Raw genomic sequence first — 20,155 nt, 5'->3', positions numbered from 1 at the left:
CCATGGACCGCTTCGCCGCCATCTCCGCCTTCATCGCCGTGGTGGACCGCAAGGGCTTTGCCCCGGCCGCCCGGCATCTGGGCCTCGTCCCCTCGGCCGTCACGCGGCATGTGGCGGCGCTGGAGGCGCATCTCGGCGTGCGGCTGCTGGCCCGCACCACGCGCTCCGTCACGCTGACCGAGGCGGGCGCGCATTACCTGGAGCGGGCACGGCGGATCATGGCCGAGCTGGCCGAGGCGGAGGAATTCGCGCAGTCGGAGCGCCGCACGCCGGTGGGCCGGCTCGTCGTCTCGGCGCCGGCGGTGTTCGGGCGCCTGCATGTGGCGCCGCTGCTGGCGGATTTCCTGGCCCTTCACGCGGGCGTGCAGGCGGAGCTCCAGCTTTCCGACCGTCGGGTGAACATGGTGGAGGAAGGGGTGGACTGCGCCATCCGCATCGGCCACCTGCCCGATTCCGGCCTGGTGGCGCGCCGCCTGGGCGAGACGCGGCGCATCATCGTGGCGGCGCCGGACTACCTGGCCCGCCACGGCACGCCCGAACAGCCCGAGGCGCTCGCGGCGCACCGCATCATCCGCTTCTCCGCCTTCGAGGGCGCCGAGGAATGGCGGCTGTTCCGCGCCGGCGTCGACCAGCGCGTGCCCATCGCCCCGCGCCTTGTCACCAACAGCGCCGATGCCGCGCTCTGCGCCGCGGAGCGAGGGGGCGGGGTCACCATGGTCCTGGCCTACCAGGCGCGCGAGGCCATCGCCGCCGGGCGCCTGGTCCGCCTGCTGCGGGATTGCGAGCCGCCCGCCATGCCCATCCAGATCGCCTGGCCCGCGGCGCGGCTGATCCCGGCCAAGCTGCGCGCCTTCATCGAGATGGCGGCGGAGCGCTGCGACTGGGCCTTCGGCTGATCAGTCGAGCTTGATCGCCGCCTGCCGGATCACGTTCGCATAGCGCTCGGCATCGCGCCGCAGCAGCGCCGCCGCATCGGCCTGGGTGCCGCCGCCGGGCAGGAAGCCCGCCTCGCTGATGCGGGCGCGCACGCCGCGGTCGTTCAGCCCGCGGTTCACGCCCGCGACCCAGCGCGCGGTGATCGCCTCCGGCAGGCCGGGCGGGCCCATCACCATGTACCAGACATTGGCGTCGAAGCCGGGGAAGCCCTTCTCGGCCACCGTGGGCACATCGGGCAGCCACTCCACGCGCCGGGGCATGGTGACGGCGATGGCGCGCACCCGGCCGGCGCGGATATGCGGCAGGTAGGTGGGCAGGGTGTCGAAGGCGATGTCGATGCGCCCGGCCAGGATCTCCGTCACGGCCTGGCCGGTGCCACGGAAGGGCACATGCGTCATGCGCAGCCCGGCCTGGGCCGAGAGCAGCTCGGCCGCCAGATGCTGCTGCGTGGCGACGCCGGAGGAGGAATAGTTCAGCGTCCCCGGATTGGCCCGCGCATGCGCCAGGAAGCCATCGAAATCCCGCACGGGGGAGGAGGCCGGGACCACGCCCACCAGCGGCACGGTGCCGGCCAGCACCACCGGTGTCTGGTCACGGTGGATGTCGAAGGGCGGCGGGTTGAGCAGAGGCGGCACGACGGCCGAGGCGCTCACCGTCGTCATCAGCATGGTGTAGCCATCGGGCCGGGCGCGGGCGAGCTGCCCCACGGCCAGCGTGCCCGAGGCGCCGGGCCGGTTCTCCATGGCCAGGGCCTGGCCCAGCTCATCCTGCAGGGTGGGCTGCAGCGCGCGGGCGATGATGTCCGTGCCGCCGCCCGGCGCGAAGGGGATGAGGAAGGAGATGCTGCGCGTCGGATAGGCCTGGGCGCGCGCGATGCCGGGCATCGCGAGCGCGCCGAGCAGCAGCGGGCGGCGTTGGATCATGGCGGTTCCTCAGTCTTGTTGGGGCCGAGGCTACGCGAAGCCGGGGGGGGGGCGGAAGCCCGCCCCCGCCTCAAGGCAGGAAGGAGAAGATCACGAACACCGCGAAGACGGCGAGGTGGACCGTCCCCTCCAGCACCGTCGTCCGCCCGCTGCCCAGCGTGACCGCCAGCAGCAGGAAGGTGAGGCCGAGCAGCACTGTCATGGACTGGCTGAGGCCGAGATGCAGCGGCTCGCCAAGGTAGAGCGCGACGACAGCCACCGCCGGGATGGTGAGGCCCACGCAGGCCACGATGGAGCCGAGCGCCAGGTTCAGCGCCGTCTGCAGGTTGTTGCTGGCCGCCGCCCTCACCGCGGTGATCCCCTCCGGCAGCAGGACGATGGCGGCGATGACGATGCCGACGACCGCCATGGGCGCGCCGATGGCGGCCACCCCGGCCTCGAGGGTGGGGGAGAGCTTCTTGGCCAGCAGGATCACCACCAGCAGCGCCAGCGCCAGCAGCAGGAAGGCGAGCCAGGCGGCGGCGCGCGAGGGCGGGTCCCCGTGCAGGCCGTGGTCCACCATGAAGTCGGTCTTGTGCCGGATCAGCTGGACATAGAGAAACAGCGCATAGAGGCCAAGCGCGATGATCGAGACGAAGACCAGCTGCGGCGAGCTGAAGACCGGCCCGGGCGTGCTGGTCGTGTAGCTCGGCAGCACCAGGGTGAGGACGGCCAGCGGCATCAGCACCACCAGCAACGCATTGGCGGCGACGGGGCGGAAGCTCTGCGCGAAGTGCCGCACGCCGCCGAGCACGAGGCAGAGGCCGAGGATGCCGTTCAGCGCGATCATCAGCGCGGCGAAGATGCTGTCCCGCGCCACGGTCGGGCTGTCGCCGCCCAGCATGATGGAGACGATCATCCCCGCCTCCAGCACCGTCACCGAAAGGGCCAGGACCAGCGTGCCGAAGGGCTCGCCCAGGCGCTGCGCCACGGTCTCGGCATGGTGGACGGCGGCGAAGACGGCGCCGAGCAGCCCGGCGGCGACCAGCAGGGCAGGGGCCCCCTCGCCCCAGAGGAGCAGCAGGGCGAGGCCGGAGACCGGAATGGCCCAGCTCCAGAGCGGCAGCTTCCCGACGGCTTGCTTCATGGTGCGGACCCCTGACGATTGATGATCTCTATCATGCCAGAAAGGCCTCGCGAGTGGAACGCGGGGCCAATTTTGCACAAAGGAAGAACGCCATGGTGGTCCGGCCAGGGCGCGGGCCACCAGTGGTTGTGGTTGGGAGGTGCGAATCGGGCGGTCCCGATTCGTTCGCGCGAATCGGGGCGCAGCATTGATTCAAAACAATTTTGCTCCCGCGAATCGGAGAATGTTCAAGGTTTGTTCTTTTCGCGGCCCATGACCACGCCGAGACCCGCCAGGCCGAGCGCCGCCACCAGCATCGCCGGGGTGAAGCCGAACCCCTCGCGCGCCAGCCCCATCACCACCGGCCCGGCCGCCTGGCCCAGGAAGAAGTGGAAGGCATGCATCGCCACCGCCGAGGCACGGGATTGCGGCGCCACCTCCGTCACCCGGGTCTGGAGCGAGTTGTGCAGCATGAAGAAGCCAAGCCCGAGAACCCCGCCCGCCGCCATGAAGACGATGGCGGCGGGCGCGAGGGCAAGGCCCGCCACACCCACGGCCGCGAGGCTGCCGCCCAGGCGCATCATCCGGCGCGAGCCCAGCCGCGCCACCAGCAGCGGCGCGAGCCCGGCATAGGCAAGGCCCCCCGCCCCGAAGGCGGCGACCGTCAGCCCCGCCTCCCGCGTGCCGCCCAGCCCGGTCTCCGCCAGGTGGTTGGCGAAGTAGGGGAAGCCACCGAAGACCAGCAGACCCTCGATGCCCACCGCCCAGAACAGCACCAGCGCGGGTCGGTGCGTGAGCAGGAAGCGGTAGCGGCCCACCGCCTGGCCGAAATCGAGCCGGCCCGTCGGCTCCGGCGTGCGATCGCGCAGGATGGTGAGCATGGCGGCCAGCGTGAGCGCGCCGCAGAGCAGCATGAGCCCGCGCCAGCCCAGCATCGGCTCCAGCAGCCCGGCCACCGCGCCGCCGGCCATCTGCCCCACGATGGCGCAGGCGAGGAAGCGGCTGATCGCCACCTGGCGCTCGGCCAGCGGCACGCGGTCACCGAAGAGGGCCAGTGTGGTCGGGAAGATGCCGCCGCCCGCCGCCCCGGTCAGCACGCGCAGCAGCATGAGCAGCAGGAGGCTCGGGGCCAGCGCCGAGGCGAAGAGGAACAGGGCCTGGAAGGCGAGGGCGAAGGTGATGATGCGCCGCTTGCCCAGCGCATCCGCCACCGGCCCCAGCACGGGCTGGACCAGCGCATAGGGCAGGGCGAAGCAGGTGGCGAGCAGCGCGACCCGCGCCGGATCGGCCTCGAAATCGAGAGAGATGACCGCCACCAGCGGGTCGGTCAGGCGGGTTGCGAAGGCGGAGGCGAAGCCCGCGAGCGCGAAGGTGAGGATGAGGGCGCGGTGCGGGGAAGCGGACATCGCCCGCAAAACTGGCCCGACCGCGCCCGGAGGCAAGGCGGGCCCGGTTACGTTTGCGTCATCGCGCCGGCTTTGCCCTGCAGGGCAAAGGCGCCCCCATGCACATGGACCGGCTGGTGATGCACCAGGCCCCCGCGCCTCCGCCGCTGCGTGACGCGGACACGATTTGCCTCCTTCACGCGGCGCGGGCTAGAGCATGACGCCCTGAGCGAGGGCGCGCTGGCGGTGATGCCGGCACCTCGCACGGCGGTCCGCTGCCCCGGCGAAAGCCGGCGGCGATCCGGGGCGTGGCGCAGCCGGCGCGCGGTGGTGGTGGGAAGGCGACGAACCGGGACTATGGCACGCAGCATCATCTTCCTGACCACGCCGACCAGTGCCACCGGCTCCATGTACCGGGTGCTGCGCGCCATCGCGACCGGTCGCTACCAGCGGGTGGACTGGCTGGAATCCCTCTATGAGGCCGGCCGCATCCAGGACGCGACGCGGGAGGTGCCGCCCCGCGAGGATTGCCTGATCCTCCACAACACGCCGCAATACTTCAATCACGGCATGCGCCTGCTGGACTACCGCTTCGTGCTCAACGCGCGCGATCCGCGGGACATCGTCTGCAACCAGTATCACTGGCAATTCGTCCATGAGGCGCCGCTGGAGACGCCGGAGCAGACCGCCGCCCGGCGCGAGCGCGTGGCGCGCGAGGGGATCGACGCCTTCGCGCTGAGCTTCGACAACACCGGCTATCTGAAGGGCTGGTTCAACGCCGTCCGCAGGATCGCGCCGCAGGACCGCATCTTCATCGGCTACGCCATGTACTGCCTGCATTTCGAGGAGGTCGTGGCGCGCGCCTCCCACTTCATGGGCGTGCCGCCGGAGAGTTGGACGCGCCAGCAGCGGCGGCAGATCGCGCGCGAGCGGGTGGAGAACCTGCCCAACAATCCGTCCTGGATCGGCCAGAAATGGGCCGGGACGGACACTGCCCCGGGCCGGCACCGCCAGGAGCTGCAGCCCGAGACCATCCGCATCCTGACCGAGCGCTACCGCTGGTTCCTCGACTTCCTTCGCCGCTTCGACGACCCGAAGGTCGCCTCCACCTACGAGTGAGGGAAGCCTACTGCACCCGGTTCTCGACCAGGTCCGTCACCACCGCGGGGTCGGCCAGGGTCGAGGTGTCGCCCAGCTGGTCGGTCTCGTTGGCGGCGATCTTCCGCAGGATGCGGCGCATGATCTTGCCCGAGCGGGTCTTGGGCAGACCCGGCGCCCACTGGATGGCATCGGGCGTCGCGATCGGGCCGATCTCCTTGCGGACCCAGGCCACCAGCTCCTTCTTGAGCGCGTCGGAGGGCTCCTCGCCCGCGTTCAGCGTGACGTAGCAGTAGATGCCCTGGCCCTTCAGCTCATGCGGCATGCCGACCACGGCGGCCTCGGCCACCTTGGGGTGCGCCACCAGCGCACTCTCGACTTCCGCCGTGCCCATGCGGTGGCCGGCGACGTTGATCACGTCATCCACGCGGCCGGTGATCCAGTAGTAGCCATCCTCGTCCCGCCGCGCGCCGTCGCCGGTGAAGTAGAGGCCAGGGAAGGTCGAGAAATAGGTCTGGATGAAGCGCGGATGGTCGCCATAGACGGTGCGCATCTGGCCGGGCCAGCTGTCGGTGATGACGAGGTTGCCCTCGGTCGCCCCTTCCAGGAACTTGCCTTCGCCATCCACCAGTGCGGGCTGCACGCCCGGCAGCGGCAGCGTGGCGGAGCCGGGCTTCTGCGCGACCGCGCCCGGCAGCGGCGAGATCAGGATGCCGCCCGTCTCGGTCTGCCACCAGGTGTCCACGATGGGGCAGCGCTCCTCGCCCACCACGCGGTAGTACCAGAGCCAGGCTTCCGGATTGATCGGCTCGCCGACCGAGCCCATCACGCGCAGCGACTTGCGGGAATGCTTCTTCACCGGGCCCTCGCCCTCGCGCATCAGGGCACGGATGGCGGTGGGCGCGGTGTAGAAGATGTTGACCTGGTGCTTGTCCACCACCTGCCACATGCGGCCGAAATCCGGGTAGTTCGGCACGCCCTCGAACATCAGCGTGGTGGCCCCGTTCGCGAGCGGGCCATAGACGATGTAGGTGTGGCCGGTCACCCAGCCCACATCCGCCGTGCACCAGTAGATCTCGCCCGGGCGGTAGTCGAAGACCAGTTCATGCGTGAAGCTGGCCCAGACCATGTAGCCGCCGGTGGTGTGCAGCACGCCCTTGGGCTTCCCGGTGGAGCCCGAGGTGTAGAGGATGAAGAGCGGATCCTCGGCGTTCATCCGCTCCGGCGCGCAGGTCGCGGGCTGGGCCGCGGCCGCCTCGTGCCACCAGATGTCGCGGCCGGCCTGCATCGCCACATCGGCGCCGGTGTTGCGGACCACCAGCACATGCTCGATCGAGGGGCAGACCTTCAGCGCCTCGTCGGCATTCACCTTCAGCGGCACCTTGCGGCCGCCGCGCCGGCCTTCATCGGCCGTGAGCAGGATCTTGCACTCGGAATCCTGGATGCGGGAGGAGAGGCTGTCCGGGCTGAAGCCGCCGAAGACGATGGAATGCACGGCGCCGATGCGCGCGCAGGCCAGCATGGCGACGGCCGCTTCCACGATCATCGGCAGGTAGATGCAGACCCGGTCGCCCTTCTTCACGCCCAGCGCCCGCATGGCATTGGCGATGCGGCAGACCTGCTCGTGCAGCTCGGCATAGGTGACCTTGCTGTCGCTGTTCGGGTCGTCCCCCTCCCAGATGATGGCCACCTGGTTGCCGCGCCCGGCCTCGAGGTGGCGGTCCAGGCAGGAGACGGAGGCGTTGAGCTCGCCATCCTCGAACCACTTGATCGAGACGTCGCCGGTGAAGCTGGTGTTCTTGATCTTGGTCGGCGCCTTCATCCAGGCGATGCGCTTGGCCTCGTCACGCCAGAAGCCGTCCGGGTCGGATTTGGCGCGGGCCACCATCGCGGCCCGCGTCTCTGCCGTGACCTTGGCCGTGCTGGCGATGCTGGGTTTGATGGCGATGAGCGCGTCATCCGACATGGGCGTTTCCTTCCTCGAACCAGTCTGCCTTGGGGGCGTGTTTGGGGAAGATAACCGCACGCCGCCTTGCGCCGCGTCAATCGCACTGTCCGGGCCTCAACAAAAGACCCTCCCCGGAGTGAGCCGGGGAGGGTGAGTCGGGGTCTGGGAGGGATCCGGCCGGCTCGTCAGGAGCCGGCCGGGGTGATCAGGCGGCGCGCCTCAGTTGGTGCGCGGCGCGGTCGGCGCCGGGGTGGTCGCGGCGGTGCCGGAGGGCTGGACCGGGCGGACGGGCGCCTGGGCGGTGCCCTGCGTCCCCTGGCCCTGCGTCGCCGGGCGGGCCGCGGCCTGGCCGCCGGGGTTGGCCGGCGTCGCGGGGGCGGCGGCCACGGGGCGCTGCGTGCCGCTCGCGGCGGGGGCCGGCGTGCCCGTGCCCTGCGAGGTCCCCTGGGCGAAGGCCGGGGCCGCGCCGATCAGCAGCGCGAGGGTCAGGAAGGCGGGGCGGAAAGTCTGGACCATCGAATGTTCCTCCTTGGGGAACCACGTTGCCCGGGGTGGGCTTCGTGTGAGGAGGAATTTGCGCGCCGCCTGTGCCGGGGCTTGGGCGTTCGCGAGGTATGTTGAGGGCAGGCGCGGCGAATTGAGGGCGATTGCGGCGGCCTGCCATGATCGGCGCCTCAGGGCTGCCAGATGCGCCGGAAGGCGAGGGCGGCCAGGCCTCCGGCCAATGAGCCCGCCAGCGGCAGGGCGGGCTTGGCGAACAGGAGCAGGTGCAGCAGCAGCGCGCCCGCCACAGCCCCGCCCAGCGCATAGGCCAGCCGCCCCTGCCGGCCGAGCGCGGCCAGCAGCCCATGCACCGGCAGGCCACCGGCCAGTGTCATCAGGAAGGCGAAGGGCCAGGCGAAGACCATGGCGGCCGAGCCCAGGGCGAAATCGCCGATCAGCGTCGGCGTGATTTCATCGAGCCCGGCCCCGGGGAGATAGGAGATCAGCAGCAGCACCGGCAGCGGCGTGAAGCAGGCCACGAGCGACGCCGCGAGCACGCCGAGCAGCAACCGCCAAGGCCGGCCCGCGACCAGCCGTTGGCCGAGGCTCACCCCTCCACGCGCCGCGCGGGCCCCACCGGATGCATCGCCACCGCCGCGCTGCCAGCCGAGCCCGGCGCCGGCAAAGGCCGGAAGCCCTCCGGCACCTCGATGTCCGGCCGCTCGGCGAAGAGGCGCGCCCAGGCGCGGTTGGAGACCTCATCCGCCTCGCGGAGGATGCGCGCCTCGTCCATCGTCAGGATCGCGCCGTCGCGCATCAGCCAGCGCCCATCCACCATCACGTCGTCGATGTCGCGCGCCTGGCCCTGGTGCACGAAGACCGAGACGGGGCGCAGGAAGGGGACGAGATGCGCGCGGTCGGTCCGCAGCATGATGAGGTCCGCCAGGTTGCCCGGCGCCAGCCAGCCGCCATCGGGCACGCCCATCGCCTTGTAGCCATTGCGGGTGGCCCAGCGCAGCGCCTCCTCCGGCGTCGGGTTGCGGCCATCCTTGCGGCGCACGCGCTCCATGAAGAGGCCGGTCCGCATCACCTCGACCATGTCCTCGGCCATGTTGTCGCTGCCCATGGCGATGTTGCAGCCGGCGTCGGCCATCTCGCAGACGCGGGGGCTGAGCCCGCGGCGGGCCGCGATGGCGGAGTTGAAGGCGACATGCGCGCCGCGCTTGCCCAGGATCTTCTCTTCCAGCGGCGCCATGCAGCGGCAATGCGCGCCGATCATCCGGTCATGGATGAAGCCGATGGAATCCAGGAACTCGGTCGGCAGCATGTTGTGGTGCGCCTGCACCGCTGCCACCTCGCCCCAGATCTGGTTGAGGTGGATGGTGCAGACCGTGTCCAGCTCCTGCTGGAGGTCGCGCAGGTTCCGCAGCAATTCGGGCGAGCACATGTCCGGCGCCCAGGCCGAGACGCCGACGCGGATGCGCCCGCCGGCCGCGCCGTTCCACTTCGCGTGCAGCGCGCGGATGCGGGCGATGCCGGCCTCGCCCACCTTCGCGTCGCGCTTGAACTCCGCGGGGTCGCCGATGGAGGTGCCGACGCGGTCCCAGCTGCGCTCGGCCAGCAGCATGCGAAGGCCAGTGGCTTCCATCGCCGCCGCGTAGTTCTCGATCTGGGTCGCATCCTCCAGCACGGCTGTGGTGCCGGAACGGAGCGCCTCCAGGGCGCCCAGCTCGCACATCACGCGCTGCTCCTCCGGCGTCAGCGGCGGCAGGGGGATGGGCGAGAGGCCGCCGGTGAAGGGCGGCTCATGCGGCGGCGAGAGATCCTCGAAGACGCCGCGCGCCAGCGTCATCACCAGATGCGTGTGGATATTGGCGAAGCCTGGGAAGACGGCGCGGCCCGTCGCGTCCACCACCTCGGCGCCCGGGTATTTCGCCGTGATCTCGGCGGTGGGGCCGATGGCGGCGATGCGGTTGTCCTCAATGGCGATGGCGCCGCCGTGATGGATGGTGCCCGCTTCATCGCCCGTCACGATGGTCGCGTTGGTGATCAGCATCATGGGCTGTGCCCTCCCTATTCCGCCTGGATGTTGGCCTCCCGCACCAGCCGCGTCCAGAAGGCGCGCTGCTCGCGCATATGGGCGTCCAGCGCGGCGCCTGGCGTGAAGGCGGCGACGGAGCCGAGGCTGATCATCTGCGCCACCATCTCCGGCTGCTGCATCACGGCGCGGAAGCCGTCCTCCAGCACCTGCCGCCGCGCGGGCGGGATGCGCGCGGGGGCGATGACGCCGTTGAAGCCCACCAGCGCCCAGTCCGTCCCCGTCTCGCGCACCGTGGGGATGTCGGGCAGGGCCGGATGCCGCTCGGGCGAGGAGATGGCGAGCACCCGCACGCGGCCGCCCTCATGCGCGCCGCGGAACACGCCGTAATTGCCGACCATGAGCTGCACATCGCCCGCCAGCAGCCCTTGCAGCGCGGGCCCCGTGCCGCGATAGGGCACATGCGTCATGGAGACCCCCGCCGCGCGGCGCCAGGATTCGTAGAAGAGATGCGGCCCGGAGCCGATGCCGGCCGAGCCGAAATGCAGCGCATCCGGCCGCGCCTTCAGCAGCGCCACGAATTCCTGCATGGTCCGCGCCGGCACGGCCGAGGAGACGACCAGCACGGACGGGCCGGCGGTGAGTTGCGCCACGCCGACGAAATCGCGCTGCGTGTCGAAGGGCAGGTTCGGATAGAGCGCATGCGTGATGCCGAGATTGCCGGCATCGCCCATGAACAAGGTGTGCCCATCGGGCTCCACGCGGGCCATGAACTCCATGGCGATGTTGCCATTGGCGCCGCCGCGATTTTCCACGACCACCGGCTGGCCGAGCCGCTCCGAGAGCTTCTGCATGATCGGCCGCCCCACCGTGTCCACGCCGCCGCCCGCGGGGTAGCCGATGACGAGGCGGATGGGCCGGTCGGGGAAGGGCGCCTGGGCGAGGGCAGGGGTGGCAAGGGGCGCGAGCAGCAGGGCGCGGCGGGTGGCGAGCATGCGGGCGGTCTCCACGGGAAGGCCAGAGCCTCGCGCCCCGCGGCGCGCGGGGGAAGCGGGAAGTTTCATGCCGTCACGGGCATCGGCCCCACGCCTGCCCAAGGCTTGGGCGGCGCCCCTCCCGCGCGGCCGCGATGCGGGGCATGCTGCGCGGCAAGACCCCAGGGAGAACACCATGTCCAACCCCCAGCCCGTTGCCGGCCTGTTGCTGTTTCCCGGCCTCACGCAGCTTGACCTCACCGGTCCCTATGAGGTGATCGCGCGCCTGCCGGGCTGGCGCACCGAGATCGTCGCCAAGACGATCGCGCCGGTGAAGACCGATCGCGGCCTCGTCATCACCCCCTCCGTCAGCTTCGCCGACGCCCCGCCCTTCGACCTTCTCGTGGTGCCCGGTGGCCCAGGCACGGATGACGCGATTCTGGATGCGGAGACGGTGGAATTCGTCCGCCGCCAGGGGGAAGCGGCGCAGCATGTCTTCGGCATCTGCACGGGCAGCCTGCTGCTTGGCGCGGCCGGCCTGCTCCGGGGCAGGCGCGCGGGCGGGCATTGGGCGGCGCGCGACCTGCTCACGCAATTCGGCGCGGAGGTGAGCGATGCGCGGATGACGAAGGACGGCAAGATCTACACGGCCGGCGGCGTCACCTCGGGCATCGACATGGCGCTGCGCGTCGTGGCCGACCTCGCGGGGGAGGATGTGGCGATGGGCATCCAGCTGCAGATCGAATACGACCCCGAGCCGCCCTTCAACGCCGGCACGCCCTTCGTGGCGCCGGCGGCCGTCGTGGAGCGCGCCCGCACCGCGGGGGCGGCGCGGCGCGCCATCCGGGCGGCCGCGGTGGAGACGGCAGCCTCCCGCCTCAGATCGTGAGCCGATAGACCCGCGCGGCGGTGCCCGAGAAAAGCGCCGTCCGCTCGCTTGCGCTGGCGCCGGCCGCGAGGCGTTTGAAGGCGTTCCACAGCACCGGGTAGCTGCACATCCCCTTGTCCACCGGGAAGTTGCTCTCGAACATGCAGCGCCCGGCGCCGAAGGCCTCGATGCAGGCCTCGATGGTGGGGCGCCAGGCCATGGCCAGGGCTTCGGAGCTCGGCGGCAGCGCCGCCTCGTGGAACTTGTAGCCGCCCACCTCCATGGCGAGGCCGCCCAGCTTCATCATGACGTTCGGGCAGGCGGCGAGCGCCTTGATCGCGGCATGCCAGGTGGCGAAGACCTCATCGTGCCTGTAAGGCCCGACGCCGACCGGCCCGCCGCAGTGATCCACGATGAGCGTCAGCTCCGGCACTGCGCGCGCCACCTCCAGCACCTGCGGCAATTGCGGGTGATAGGCCCAGACGTCGAGCGTGAGACCCATCGCCGCCAGCCGCCGCGCGCCCTCGCGCAAGGCAGGGAGCGGCAGGGGGCCGGGCGGCGGCGATTCCAGGTTGCTGCGGACCAGCGGCGAGGCATCCCAGGCGGTGCGGTTGCGCACGCCACGGAAGCGCCCGCCCGCGATCGCCACATGCTCCTCCAGCAGGGGCGTCACGCGGTCGCCCAAGGTCAGGTCGACGAGGCCCACGATACCGGCGCAGGCGCGGGTGCGCCCGCCTTCGGCCGCCTCGGCCACGCGCGTCATGAAGCGCGTCTCGCCGAGCGGGCGCCGCTCGGGCGCCTCCGCCATGTCGTATTGCGACCCGCACTGGATGAAGACGGTGGCGCGGATGTCGTGCCCCGTGTCCGTATCGGCCAGCAATTCCGGCAGCAGGTAGCGCTGGTCCGACTGGTCCCAGATGTGATGGTGCGGATCGATGATCGGCAGGGCCGGATCGAGGATCGGCTCCTGATGCTGGTCGAGCCAGGCCTCGCGGATCGCGATGTGGCGCGCGGCGGTCATGCCGGGGGGTGGGATCATGCTGGCCATCGGGCGCTACTCCAGCCGGATGTTGGCGTCGCGCACGAAGGCCTGCCACTTGGCGCTCTCGGCGCGAAAGAAGGCGGCGAACTGCTCGGGCGTGTTGGGTTCGGCCGTGAGGTCGCTCGCCCGCAGCGTTTGCTGGAAGGCGGGGTCCACCACGATCTCGTTGAGCAGGGCGGAGAGCCGCTCCACCACCGGCTGCGGCGCGCCGGCGCGCAGGAAGATGCCGTTCCACTCCACCGTGGCGAAGCCGGGCAGCGTCTCCGACAGCGCGGGAAGATTGGGCAGGGCATTGATGCGCGGCCGGTTGGAGGTATGCGCCAGCGCCTTCACCTGGCCGTCCCGCACCTGTGCGATGGCGCTGTTCACATTGCCGAAGAACAGCCGGATCTGCCCGGCGACGAGGTCCATCAGCGCGGGCGCGCCGCCGCGATAGGGGATGTGGTTCGCCTTCACCCCCGCATCGCGCAGGAAAAGCTCCAGCACCAGGTGCTGCTGCGAGCCGATGCCGGAGGAGCCGGCGGCGAAGTTGCCATTGGCGCGCCGCATCGCCGCGATCAGCTCCGGCACGCTGTTGACCGGCGAATTGCGCTCGACGAGGACGAGCTGCGGCACGGCCATGGTCTGGAAGACGGGCAGGAACTCGCGCTCCGGGATGTGCCGCTGCCCGGCGAAGAGGGCGGGCGTCACCGAGATCGGCGTCGCCTGGTTCATGATGGTGTAGCCGTCATTCGGCGCCTGGATCATCGCCTGCTCGCCGATGGTGCCCGTGGCGCCGCCGCGATTCTCGACCACGAAGGTCTGGCCCGTGCGCGTCGCCAGCGCCTGGGCGTAGAGGCGCCCGACGAGATCCGCCGCACCGCCCGCCGGCCAGGGAACGATCATCCGCACCGGCCGGCTGGGCCAGGAGGGTTGTGCGAGGGCGGGCGTGGCCAAGGCGATCGGGGCGGCCAGCAGCGTGCGGCGCCCCCAGCGATGGTGGTTCATGTGGCGTTTCCTCCAGGCCGCGTTCGGCGACGGCGCATCTTGGTTCAGCCACCGGGCCTTGACCACCCGCGCCCGGTGGCGCGGCCAGGGCATGATCGGCGCCGTCCATGCCACCCATCGTCGGAATGGATTGGGCGCCGGCCGGATGCCCGACTAGGCTCGCATGGTCGCTGGAGGATCGCCGCATGCCGCGCAACGCCATCACCGCCGCCCTGCTCGTCGGAGCCCTCGGGGCCTTCGCTCCGCCCGCGCTTGCCTCGGCCGCGGATTGCCTGCCCAGCGGGCGGCTGACCCTGCTCGGCGTGCAACGCGAGCCCACGGCGGAGGGCGGGCTCCGCGTCTCCATCCTGCTGCAGAACAGCCAGCCCTTCGCACAGACCTACAACGTGACCTATGTGGGGTCTGCCCGCGAGACGGTCGGCAATTTCCGGCGGCGGATCGGACCTCAGTCGCAGGTCGTCCAATGGGTGGCGACCTTCCGGCCGGGTGCCCCTGGCGTGACCGACCAGATGATCACCGGGCAGCTGCACCTGGTCTGCGAGTGAGTTGCGGGCGCGGCCCTCCGCAAGCCCGCCGGGCCCCGCCGAGGGTCAGAAGCCGTAGAGCCGCGCGGGATTTCCGCTGAGGATCATCGCCCGCTTCGCCGCATCCGGCTCCCATTCCGCGAGCAGCCCCAGCATGTCGCCGTCATTCGGCATGGGCTTGTCGAAATGTGCCACATGCGGCCAGTCGCTGCCCCAGATCACGCGCTCCGGCGCGGCGGCGATGACGGCGCGGGCGAAGCTGGCCGTATCGGAATAGGGGAAGGCCGCCTCGGCAGAAATGCGGCAGAGGCCTGTCAGCTTCACCCAGAACAGGCCGTCGCGCAGCATCGCCAGGAACTCCTGGTAGCCGGGATGGGCGATGCCGCCGCGCGCCACCTTGGTGTAGCCGATATGGCCGACCGAGACGGGCAGGCGCATCGCCTCGGCCAGCGCGCGCAGCTGGGCCGGCTGTTCCTCGACATGCACGAGCAATTCCACATGCCAGCCGAAGGGACGGATCACCTCCGCCACATCCGCCAGCGCATCGAGCGAGCGGAAGGGCATGCCGCCCTTGTCCACCAGGTTCACCCGGATACCGCGCGCGCCCTTCGCATGCATGGCGGCGATCTCGGCCTCGGTCACGCCCTCGCTGACGGCGACGATGGCGCGCAGCCGGTCCGGATGGGTGCCGGCGGCATCCAGCACGGCGCGGTTGTCGGTGCCATGCACGCTCGCCTGCACCACCACGCCGCGCGCGATGCCGAGCGCGTCGTGCAGCGCCAGCAGCCGCGCCACGCCATTGTCGGGCGGCGTGTAGCCGCGGGTGGCCTGGTAGGGGTAGCGCGCGGCGTCGAAGACATGGGTATGCGTGTCGCAGGCCAGTGGCGGCATCGCCATGGCGGGGGGGCGGGGCACGGGGTCCGGCCCGGGGCAGTCGCGAATCTCGTTCATGGGGCGGAGCTTAGGGCGCCGCCGCCGGTCAGCCCAGAAGGCCGATCCCGCGCAGGAAGCGACGCACGCCAGGCTGGATCAGCGCCGGGTCGGTCACCGCGCTCGCCGTGTTCTCGGCCGTGGTCTCGCTGGCCTGGGCCAGGCGCTGGCCGAGGTCTCCGCGCGCCTTGTGCAGCGCGGCGGCGAGGCGATAGCCCAGCTCCTCCTCCAGCCCTGGCCGCGCGAGGATGAGGCTCCAGGTGCCGACCGATTCCACCGCCTCGGCCTGGCCGGGGTAGCTGCCGGGGGGCAGCGTCATCGGGCGCAGCGTGGGGTCGGCCGCCAGGATGCGCGCGCGTTCCGTCGCTTCCGGCGCCACGAAGCGCAGCCCCTGCGGCCCGCGCGCCAGGGTGACGAAGCCGGGCCAGCCCGCGCCCCCGCCCCAAAGCGCGGCGACGCGCCCCTGCATCACCATGGCCGAGCCATCCCCCGCGCGGTCCAGCAGGACGCCCTGGAAGTCCCGCTCCGGGTCGAGGCCGAGGCCGCCCATCACCTGCCGCGCCAGCACCACGAAGCCCGAGCCCCGCGCGCCCTAGGCCACGCGCTGGCCGCGCAGTTCGCTGATGGACCGGATCGGGCTGTCCCCACGCAGGCCGAAGAGGCCGGGCTGGGCATACATGGCGAAGAGCAGGGTCACGCCCCGCCCGGCCGCCAGCTCCACCGTCGCCGTCTCGCCCGCGACAAGGCCGAGATCCACCCGGCCCTCCGCCAGCAGGTTCACGTTCTCGAGGCTGCCCGCCGTGTTGCGTGGCGCGATGGTGAGGCTCGGATCGGCGACATGGATGGCGGCGACGAAGGCCGCGCCATAGGCCGGGAAGCCGCCCCCCGGCGTGGCGGTGGCGAGCTAGAGGGTGACGGGCGGGAGGGTGGCCGGCGTCTGGGTCGCCGCGCGGCCGGCCATCGCAAGCGCGGGTGCGGCCAGCAGGGCGCGCCGGATGATCACGCCTCCTCTTCCTCCGGTGCGCGGATCACGGGCAGCAGGGCGGTCTCCTTCACCGTCGCCATCGCGATCTCGACCGAGATGCGCTCCATCCCCGCCAGGGGGCGGATTTCCTCGGCCATCAGGGTCTCCAGCGCCGCAATGTCCGGCAGGCGCAGCTTGACGAGGTAGGACCATTCCCCGGTGAGCTGGTGGCATTCCAGCACCGTCTCCAGCTTGCGGATCAGGCGGCGGAAGGCGATGTCCTCCTTGCCCGGGCGGATGGCGACGCGCAGGAAGGCAAGCAGGGGGCAGCCCACCTCGGCCGGGTCCAGCTCGGCATGCCAGCCGCGGACCACGCCCCGTTCCTCCAGCCGCTTCAGCCGCTCCGCGGTCGCCGAGACGGAGAGGCCGGAGACCTTGGCCAGGTCGGCCAGCCCCGCGGCGCCGTCCTGCTGAACCGCGATGACAATTTTCCGGTCAATTTCGTCCATGGCGGGAGGCTATTCGGATAAACTCGATCTGTAAACGAAAATGCGGCGTTCCGATCGCAAGGGCAAGGGTTTCCGCCATGCGAAAATGCCCGGCAAAGACTTGGGCCCCGCCTCTTGTCCGCACGCCCGCTGCTCAATACATGGGCAGGTGAAGCCGCGCATGGGGCGCGGAAGCCGCGTATCCGCGCGGCAGCAACAGGGGCTCAGCCCGGTGCCTGACAGGGGCCGGACCAGAGCCGCCGCACAGGAGCATGCTCGCATGAGCAAAGTCATCGGTATTGACCTCGGGACCACCAATTCCTGCGTCGCCATCATGGAAGGCGGCGAGGTGAAGGTCCTGGAGAACGCGGAGGGCGCGCGCACCACCCCCTCCATGGTCGCCTTCGCGAAGAATGGCGAGCGTCTGGTGGGCCAGAGCGCCAAGCGCCAGGCCGTGACCAACCCGAACAACACCCTCTACGCCGTCAAGCGCCTCATCGGCCGCAAGTTCGACGACGCCATGGTGCAGAAGGAGAAGGGCCTCGCCCCCTTCAGCATCGTGAAGGCCGACAATGGCGACGCCTGGGTCGAGGTCGAGGGCAAGAAGTATGCCCCGCAGCAGATCAGCGCCAACGTCCTCACCAAGATGAAGGACACGGCCGAGGCCTATCTCGGCGAGAAGGTGACGCAGGCCGTCATCACCGTGCCCGCCTATTTCAACGACGCCCAGCGCCAGGCGACGAAGGAGGCCGGCGCCATCGCGGGCCTCGAGGTGCTGCGCATCATCAACGAGCCGACGGCCGCGGCCCTCGCCTACGGCATGGACAAGAAGACCTCGGGCACCATCGCGGTCTATGACCTCGGCGGCGGCACCTTCGACGTCTCCATCCTCGAGATCGGCGACGGCGTCTTCGAGGTGAAGTCCACCAATGGCGACACCTTCCTGGGCGGCGAGGATTTTGACCAGCGCGTGATCGACTACCTGGCCGATGAGTTCAAGAAGGAGAACGGCATCGACCTGCGCGGCGACAAGCTCGCTCTGCAGCGCCTGAAGGAAGCCGGCGAGAAGGCCAAGATCGAGCTCTCCAGCTCGAAGCAGACCGAGATCAACCTGCCCTTCATCACCGCCGATGCGTCCGGCCCGAAGCACCTCGTCATGCAGCTGACCCGCGCCAAGCTGGAGTCGCTGGTGGAGGACCTCGTCGCCCGCACCATGGCGCCGGTGGAGCAGGCGCTGAAGGATGCCGGGCTCTCCGCCGGTGAGATCGACGAGGTCATCCTGGTCGGCGGCATGACGCGCATGCCCAAGGTCATCGAGGCGGTGAAGCAGAAGTTCGGCAAGGACCCTGCCCGCAACGTGAACCCTGACGAGGTGGTCGCCATCGGCGCCGCCATCCAGGGCGGCGTCCTCAAGGGCGACGTGAAGGATGTGCTGCTGCTCGACGTGACGCCGCTTTCGCTCGGCATCGAGACGCTGGGCGGCGTGTTCACGCGCCTGATCGACCGCAACACGACGATCCCCACCAAGAAGTCGCAGACCTTCTCGACCGCGGATGACAACCAGACGGCTGTCACCATCAAGGTCTACCAGGGTGAGCGCGAGATGGCGGCGGACAACAAGCTGCTCGGCAATTTCGACCTGCAGGGCATCCCCCCCGCACCGCGCGGCGTGCCGCAGGTGGAAGTGACCTTCGACATCGACGCGAACGGCATCGTCAGCGTCTCGGCGAAGGACAAGGCCACCGGCAAGGAGACCCAGATCAAGATCCAGGCGAAGTCGGGTCTCTCCGACGCCGACATCGAGAAGATGGTGCGCGATGCCGAGGCCAATGCCGAAGCCGACAAGAAGCGCCGCGAGGCGGTCGAGGCGCGCAACCAGCTCGACACGCTGGTGCACTCCACCGAGAAGACCATCCGCGAGAATGGCGACAAGGTGCCGGCCGATGAGCGCGCCGCCGCCGAGGCGCTGATCACCGAGGCGCGCGCGGCCATGGAGAGCGGCGATGCGGAGGCCATCAACGCGGCCGCCGAGAAGCTGAGCCAGGCCGCGATGAAGATCGGCGAGGCGATGTACAAGGCCGAGCAGGCTTCGCCCCAGCCCGAGCCCGGCCCGGATGCCACCAAGCCCAACGACAAGGTGGTGGACGCCGAGTTCGAGGAAGTGGACCCGAAGAAGAAGAAGGGCTGAGCATCGCCTCAGTCCGATGGCTTCCAGCGCCCGGGTCAGTGATGGCCCGGGCGTCTCTGTAATTCCGCCCAGGAGTGACCATGGCCAAGCGCGATTATTATGAAGTGCTCGGCGTCAGCCGGGACGCCTCCGAGGACGAGCTCAAGAAGGCCTATCGCAAGCTCGCGATGCAGTTCCATCCCGACCGCAACCAGGGGGATGCGAAGGCGGAGGCCCGCTTCAAGGAGGTGAACGAGGCCTACGAGGTGCTGAAGGATGGCGACAAGCGCGCCGCCTATGACCGCTTCGGCCACGCCGCCTTCGAGGGCGGCGGCGGCGGTGGGGGCGGCGGGAATCCCTTCGGCGGCGGCGGCTTCGAGGACATCTTTGAGGAAATGTTCGGCCGCTTCGGCGGGCGCGGCGGCCGCCAGGCGACCGGTCGCGGCGCCGATCTCCGCCAGGAAGTCCAGATTACCCTGGAAGAGGCCTTCGCCGGCACGAAGAAGACCATCCGCGTGCCCAGCAGTGTCTCCTGCGAGGCTTGCAACGGTTCGGGCGCCGAGGGCGGCAGCGCGTCCGCCACCACCTGCGGCACCTGCCGCGGTTCGGGCAAGATCCGCGCGCAGCAGGGCTTCTTCCTGATCGAGCGCACCTGCCCCACCTGCTCGGGCTCGGGCAAGATCATCAAGAACCCCTGCAAGGTCTGCTCGGGTTCGGGCCGCGTGCAGCGCGACCGGACGCTGAACGTGACCATCCCGGCCGGCGTCGAGGACGGCACCCGCATCCGCCTGACCGGCGAGGGCGAGGCCGGGCTGCGCGGTGCGCCGGCAGGCGATCTCTACGTGGATATCGGCGTAAAGCCGCACCCGATCTTCCAGCGCGAGGGGCCCAACATCATGGTCCGTGTGCCCCTGCGGATGACGCAGGCCGCACTTGGCGCGAGCGTGGAGGTGCCCTCCATTGATGGCGGCCGCTCAGCCGTGAAGATCCCGGCCGGCACCCAGACGGGCGACAATTTCCGCCTGCGCGGCAAGGGCTTCTCCGTGCTGCGCAACCCCGCCCGCGGTGACATGTATGTCCAGGTCGTCGTCGAGACGCCGCAGAACCTCACCGCCAAGCAGCGCGAGCTGCTTGAGGCCTTCGAGGCCGAGGCGGTGCAGGGTGGCAAGAGCAGCCCGGAAAGCGAGGGCTTCTTCGCGAAGGTGAAGGAGTTCTGGGACGGGCTGGGTCGGTAAAGGAACGTCCAGGGCGCTGCCCTGGACCTGCCGGGGCCGTGAGGCCCCGGCCCCCTGATC

At 70.6% G+C, this 20,155-nt stretch carries 18 protein-coding genes and 1 pseudogene; 6 read left to right on the top strand and 13 right to left on the bottom strand.

The window, feature by feature from the left end; all coding sequences use genetic code 11:
- Positions 1-2: 2 nt before the first annotated feature.
- A complete protein-coding gene (locus R9Z33_RS22310; RefSeq protein ID WP_318648777.1) occupies positions 3-896 on the top strand; it encodes a LysR family transcriptional regulator in 894 nt (297 codons plus the stop codon).
- On the opposite strand, the gene R9Z33_RS22305 is transcribed toward R9Z33_RS22310, so the two are convergent.
- From R9Z33_RS22305 to R9Z33_RS22295, 3 genes are all read right to left on the bottom strand, one after another.
- Positions 897-1,859: a Bug family tripartite tricarboxylate transporter substrate binding protein gene (locus R9Z33_RS22305; RefSeq protein WP_318648776.1), complete on the bottom strand. Its 963-nt coding sequence runs from the start codon at positions 1,857-1,859 to the stop codon at positions 897-899.
- Between the two features lie 70 nt (positions 1,860-1,929).
- On the bottom strand, positions 1,930-2,985 hold the full coding sequence (locus R9Z33_RS22300) for a calcium:proton antiporter (protein ID WP_318648775.1): 1,056 nt from the start codon (positions 2,983-2,985) through the stop codon (positions 1,930-1,932).
- Positions 2,986-3,212: 227 nt separating this feature from the next.
- Positions 3,213-4,370, bottom strand: coding sequence for an MFS transporter (locus R9Z33_RS22295; protein ID WP_318648774.1), 1,158 nt, complete (start codon positions 4,368-4,370; stop codon positions 3,213-3,215).
- Positions 4,371-4,598: 228 nt separating this feature from the next.
- On the opposite strand from R9Z33_RS22295, the gene R9Z33_RS22290 reads away from it, so the two are divergent.
- On the top strand, positions 4,599-5,468 hold the full coding sequence (locus R9Z33_RS22290; protein ID WP_318651686.1) for a sulfotransferase domain-containing protein: 870 nt from the start codon (positions 4,599-4,601) through the stop codon (positions 5,466-5,468).
- 7 nt (positions 5,469-5,475) lie between these two features.
- On the opposite strand, the gene acs is transcribed toward R9Z33_RS22290, so the two are convergent.
- From acs to R9Z33_RS22265, 5 genes are all read right to left on the bottom strand, one after another.
- Complete coding sequence (gene acs, locus R9Z33_RS22285; RefSeq protein ID WP_318648773.1) at positions 5,476-7,413, bottom strand: acetate--CoA ligase; 1,938 nt, start codon at positions 7,411-7,413, stop codon at positions 5,476-5,478.
- Positions 7,414-7,614: 201 nt separating this feature from the next.
- On the bottom strand, positions 7,615-7,911 hold the full coding sequence (locus tag R9Z33_RS22280) for a hypothetical protein (RefSeq protein ID WP_318648772.1): 297 nt from the start codon (positions 7,909-7,911) through the stop codon (positions 7,615-7,617).
- 158 nt (positions 7,912-8,069) lie between these two features.
- Complete coding sequence (locus R9Z33_RS22275; RefSeq protein ID WP_318648771.1) at positions 8,070-8,489, bottom strand: hypothetical protein; 420 nt, start codon at positions 8,487-8,489, stop codon at positions 8,070-8,072.
- A complete protein-coding gene (locus R9Z33_RS22270) occupies positions 8,486-9,937 on the bottom strand; it encodes an amidohydrolase family protein (RefSeq protein WP_318648770.1) in 1,452 nt (483 codons plus the stop codon). Before R9Z33_RS22270 ends, R9Z33_RS22275 begins: the two co-directional genes overlap by 4 nt.
- 14 nt (positions 9,938-9,951) lie before the next feature.
- The gene (locus R9Z33_RS22265) at positions 9,952-10,911 is read right to left on the bottom strand and encodes a Bug family tripartite tricarboxylate transporter substrate binding protein (RefSeq protein ID WP_318648769.1); all 960 of its coding nucleotides are present in this window, start codon (positions 10,909-10,911) and stop codon (positions 9,952-9,954) included.
- 175 nt (positions 10,912-11,086) lie between these two features.
- Between R9Z33_RS22265 and R9Z33_RS22260 the strand changes: the two genes are divergently transcribed.
- The gene (locus R9Z33_RS22260) at positions 11,087-11,779 is read left to right on the top strand and encodes a DJ-1/PfpI family protein (protein WP_318648768.1); all 693 of its coding nucleotides are present in this window, start codon (positions 11,087-11,089) and stop codon (positions 11,777-11,779) included.
- On the opposite strand, the gene R9Z33_RS22255 is transcribed toward R9Z33_RS22260, so the two are convergent.
- Both R9Z33_RS22255 and R9Z33_RS22250 read right to left on the bottom strand, forming a co-directional pair.
- The gene (locus R9Z33_RS22255) at positions 11,769-12,806 is read right to left on the bottom strand and encodes an amidohydrolase family protein (RefSeq protein WP_318648767.1); all 1,038 of its coding nucleotides are present in this window, start codon (positions 12,804-12,806) and stop codon (positions 11,769-11,771) included. The two genes, R9Z33_RS22260 and R9Z33_RS22255, sit on opposite strands and share 11 nt — an antisense overlap.
- A gap of 6 nt (positions 12,807-12,812) precedes the next feature.
- Positions 12,813-13,787 (bottom strand): Bug family tripartite tricarboxylate transporter substrate binding protein, encoded by a 975-nt coding sequence (locus R9Z33_RS22250; RefSeq protein ID WP_318648766.1) that lies wholly within the window; start codon positions 13,785-13,787, stop codon positions 12,813-12,815.
- 185 nt (positions 13,788-13,972) lie between these two features.
- On the opposite strand from R9Z33_RS22250, the gene R9Z33_RS22245 reads away from it, so the two are divergent.
- Positions 13,973-14,332, top strand: a complete 360-nt coding sequence (locus tag R9Z33_RS22245) for a hypothetical protein (protein WP_318648765.1) — start codon at positions 13,973-13,975, stop codon at positions 14,330-14,332.
- 45 nt (positions 14,333-14,377) lie between these two features.
- Here R9Z33_RS22245 and R9Z33_RS22240 read toward each other — a convergent pair whose 3' ends face one another.
- From R9Z33_RS22240 to R9Z33_RS22230, 3 genes and pseudogenes are all read right to left on the bottom strand, one after another.
- Entirely contained in the window at positions 14,378-15,226 is an 849-nt protein-coding gene (locus tag R9Z33_RS22240) for an amidohydrolase family protein (RefSeq protein ID WP_318648764.1), read from the bottom strand.
- A 64-nt stretch (positions 15,227-15,290) separates the two neighbouring features.
- A pseudogene (locus R9Z33_RS22235) lies at positions 15,291-16,133 on the bottom strand (TAXI family TRAP transporter solute-binding subunit); the annotation flags it as partial.
- A gap of 107 nt (positions 16,134-16,240) precedes the next feature.
- Positions 16,241-16,714, bottom strand: coding sequence for an Lrp/AsnC family transcriptional regulator (locus R9Z33_RS22230; protein WP_318648763.1), 474 nt, complete (start codon positions 16,712-16,714; stop codon positions 16,241-16,243).
- Positions 16,715-16,973: 259 nt separating this feature from the next.
- Between R9Z33_RS22230 and dnaK the strand changes: the two genes are divergently transcribed.
- Positions 16,974-18,881: a molecular chaperone DnaK gene (gene dnaK / locus R9Z33_RS22225; RefSeq protein ID WP_404830626.1), complete on the top strand. Its 1,908-nt coding sequence runs from the start codon at positions 16,974-16,976 to the stop codon at positions 18,879-18,881.
- An 80-nt stretch (positions 18,882-18,961) separates the two neighbouring features.
- Positions 18,962-20,095, top strand: a complete 1,134-nt coding sequence (gene dnaJ, locus R9Z33_RS22220; protein WP_318648761.1) for a molecular chaperone DnaJ — start codon at positions 18,962-18,964, stop codon at positions 20,093-20,095.
- Positions 20,096-20,155 lie beyond the last annotated feature (60 nt).

Source organism: Sediminicoccus rosea (assembly GCF_033547095.1).
GTDB lineage: Bacteria > Pseudomonadota > Alphaproteobacteria > Acetobacterales > Acetobacteraceae > Roseococcus > Roseococcus rosea.
This window is presented reverse-complemented; position numbering and strand designations above follow the sequence as displayed.

Excerpts from the sequence above, each read along its gene's own strand:
- acs (WP_318648773.1), bottom strand. The coding sequence starts at position 7,413 with ATGTCGGATGACGCGCTCATCGCCATCAAACCCAGCATCGCCAGCACG.
- R9Z33_RS22305 (WP_318648776.1), bottom strand. The coding sequence starts at position 1,859 with ATGATCCAACGCCGCCCGCTGCTGCTCGGCGCGCTCGCGATGCCCGGC.
- R9Z33_RS22230 (WP_318648763.1), bottom strand. The coding sequence starts at position 16,714 with ATGGACGAAATTGACCGGAAAATTGTCATCGCGGTTCAGCAGGACGGC.
- R9Z33_RS22245 (WP_318648765.1), top strand. The coding sequence starts at position 13,973 with ATGCCGCGCAACGCCATCACCGCCGCCCTGCTCGTCGGAGCCCTCGGG.
- R9Z33_RS22260 (WP_318648768.1), top strand. The coding sequence starts at position 11,087 with ATGTCCAACCCCCAGCCCGTTGCCGGCCTGTTGCTGTTTCCCGGCCTC.
- R9Z33_RS22270 (WP_318648770.1), bottom strand. The coding sequence starts at position 9,937 with ATGATGCTGATCACCAACGCGACCATCGTGACGGGCGATGAAGCGGGC.
- R9Z33_RS22310 (WP_318648777.1), top strand. The coding sequence starts at position 3 with ATGGACCGCTTCGCCGCCATCTCCGCCTTCATCGCCGTGGTGGACCGC.
- R9Z33_RS22300 (WP_318648775.1), bottom strand. The coding sequence starts at position 2,985 with ATGAAGCAAGCCGTCGGGAAGCTGCCGCTCTGGAGCTGGGCCATTCCG.
- dnaK (WP_404830626.1), top strand. The coding sequence starts at position 16,974 with ATGAGCAAAGTCATCGGTATTGACCTCGGGACCACCAATTCCTGCGTC.
- R9Z33_RS22295 (WP_318648774.1), bottom strand. The coding sequence starts at position 4,370 with ATGTCCGCTTCCCCGCACCGCGCCCTCATCCTCACCTTCGCGCTCGCG.
- R9Z33_RS22265 (WP_318648769.1), bottom strand. The coding sequence starts at position 10,911 with ATGCTCGCCACCCGCCGCGCCCTGCTGCTCGCGCCCCTTGCCACCCCT.
- R9Z33_RS22250 (WP_318648766.1), bottom strand. The coding sequence starts at position 13,787 with ATGAACCACCATCGCTGGGGGCGCCGCACGCTGCTGGCCGCCCCGATC.
- R9Z33_RS22280 (WP_318648772.1), bottom strand. The coding sequence starts at position 7,911 with ATGGTCCAGACTTTCCGCCCCGCCTTCCTGACCCTCGCGCTGCTGATC.
- R9Z33_RS22255 (WP_318648767.1), bottom strand. The coding sequence starts at position 12,806 with ATGGCCAGCATGATCCCACCCCCCGGCATGACCGCCGCGCGCCACATC.
- dnaJ (WP_318648761.1), top strand. The coding sequence starts at position 18,962 with ATGGCCAAGCGCGATTATTATGAAGTGCTCGGCGTCAGCCGGGACGCC.
- R9Z33_RS22290 (WP_318651686.1), top strand. The coding sequence starts at position 4,599 with ATGCCGGCACCTCGCACGGCGGTCCGCTGCCCCGGCGAAAGCCGGCGG.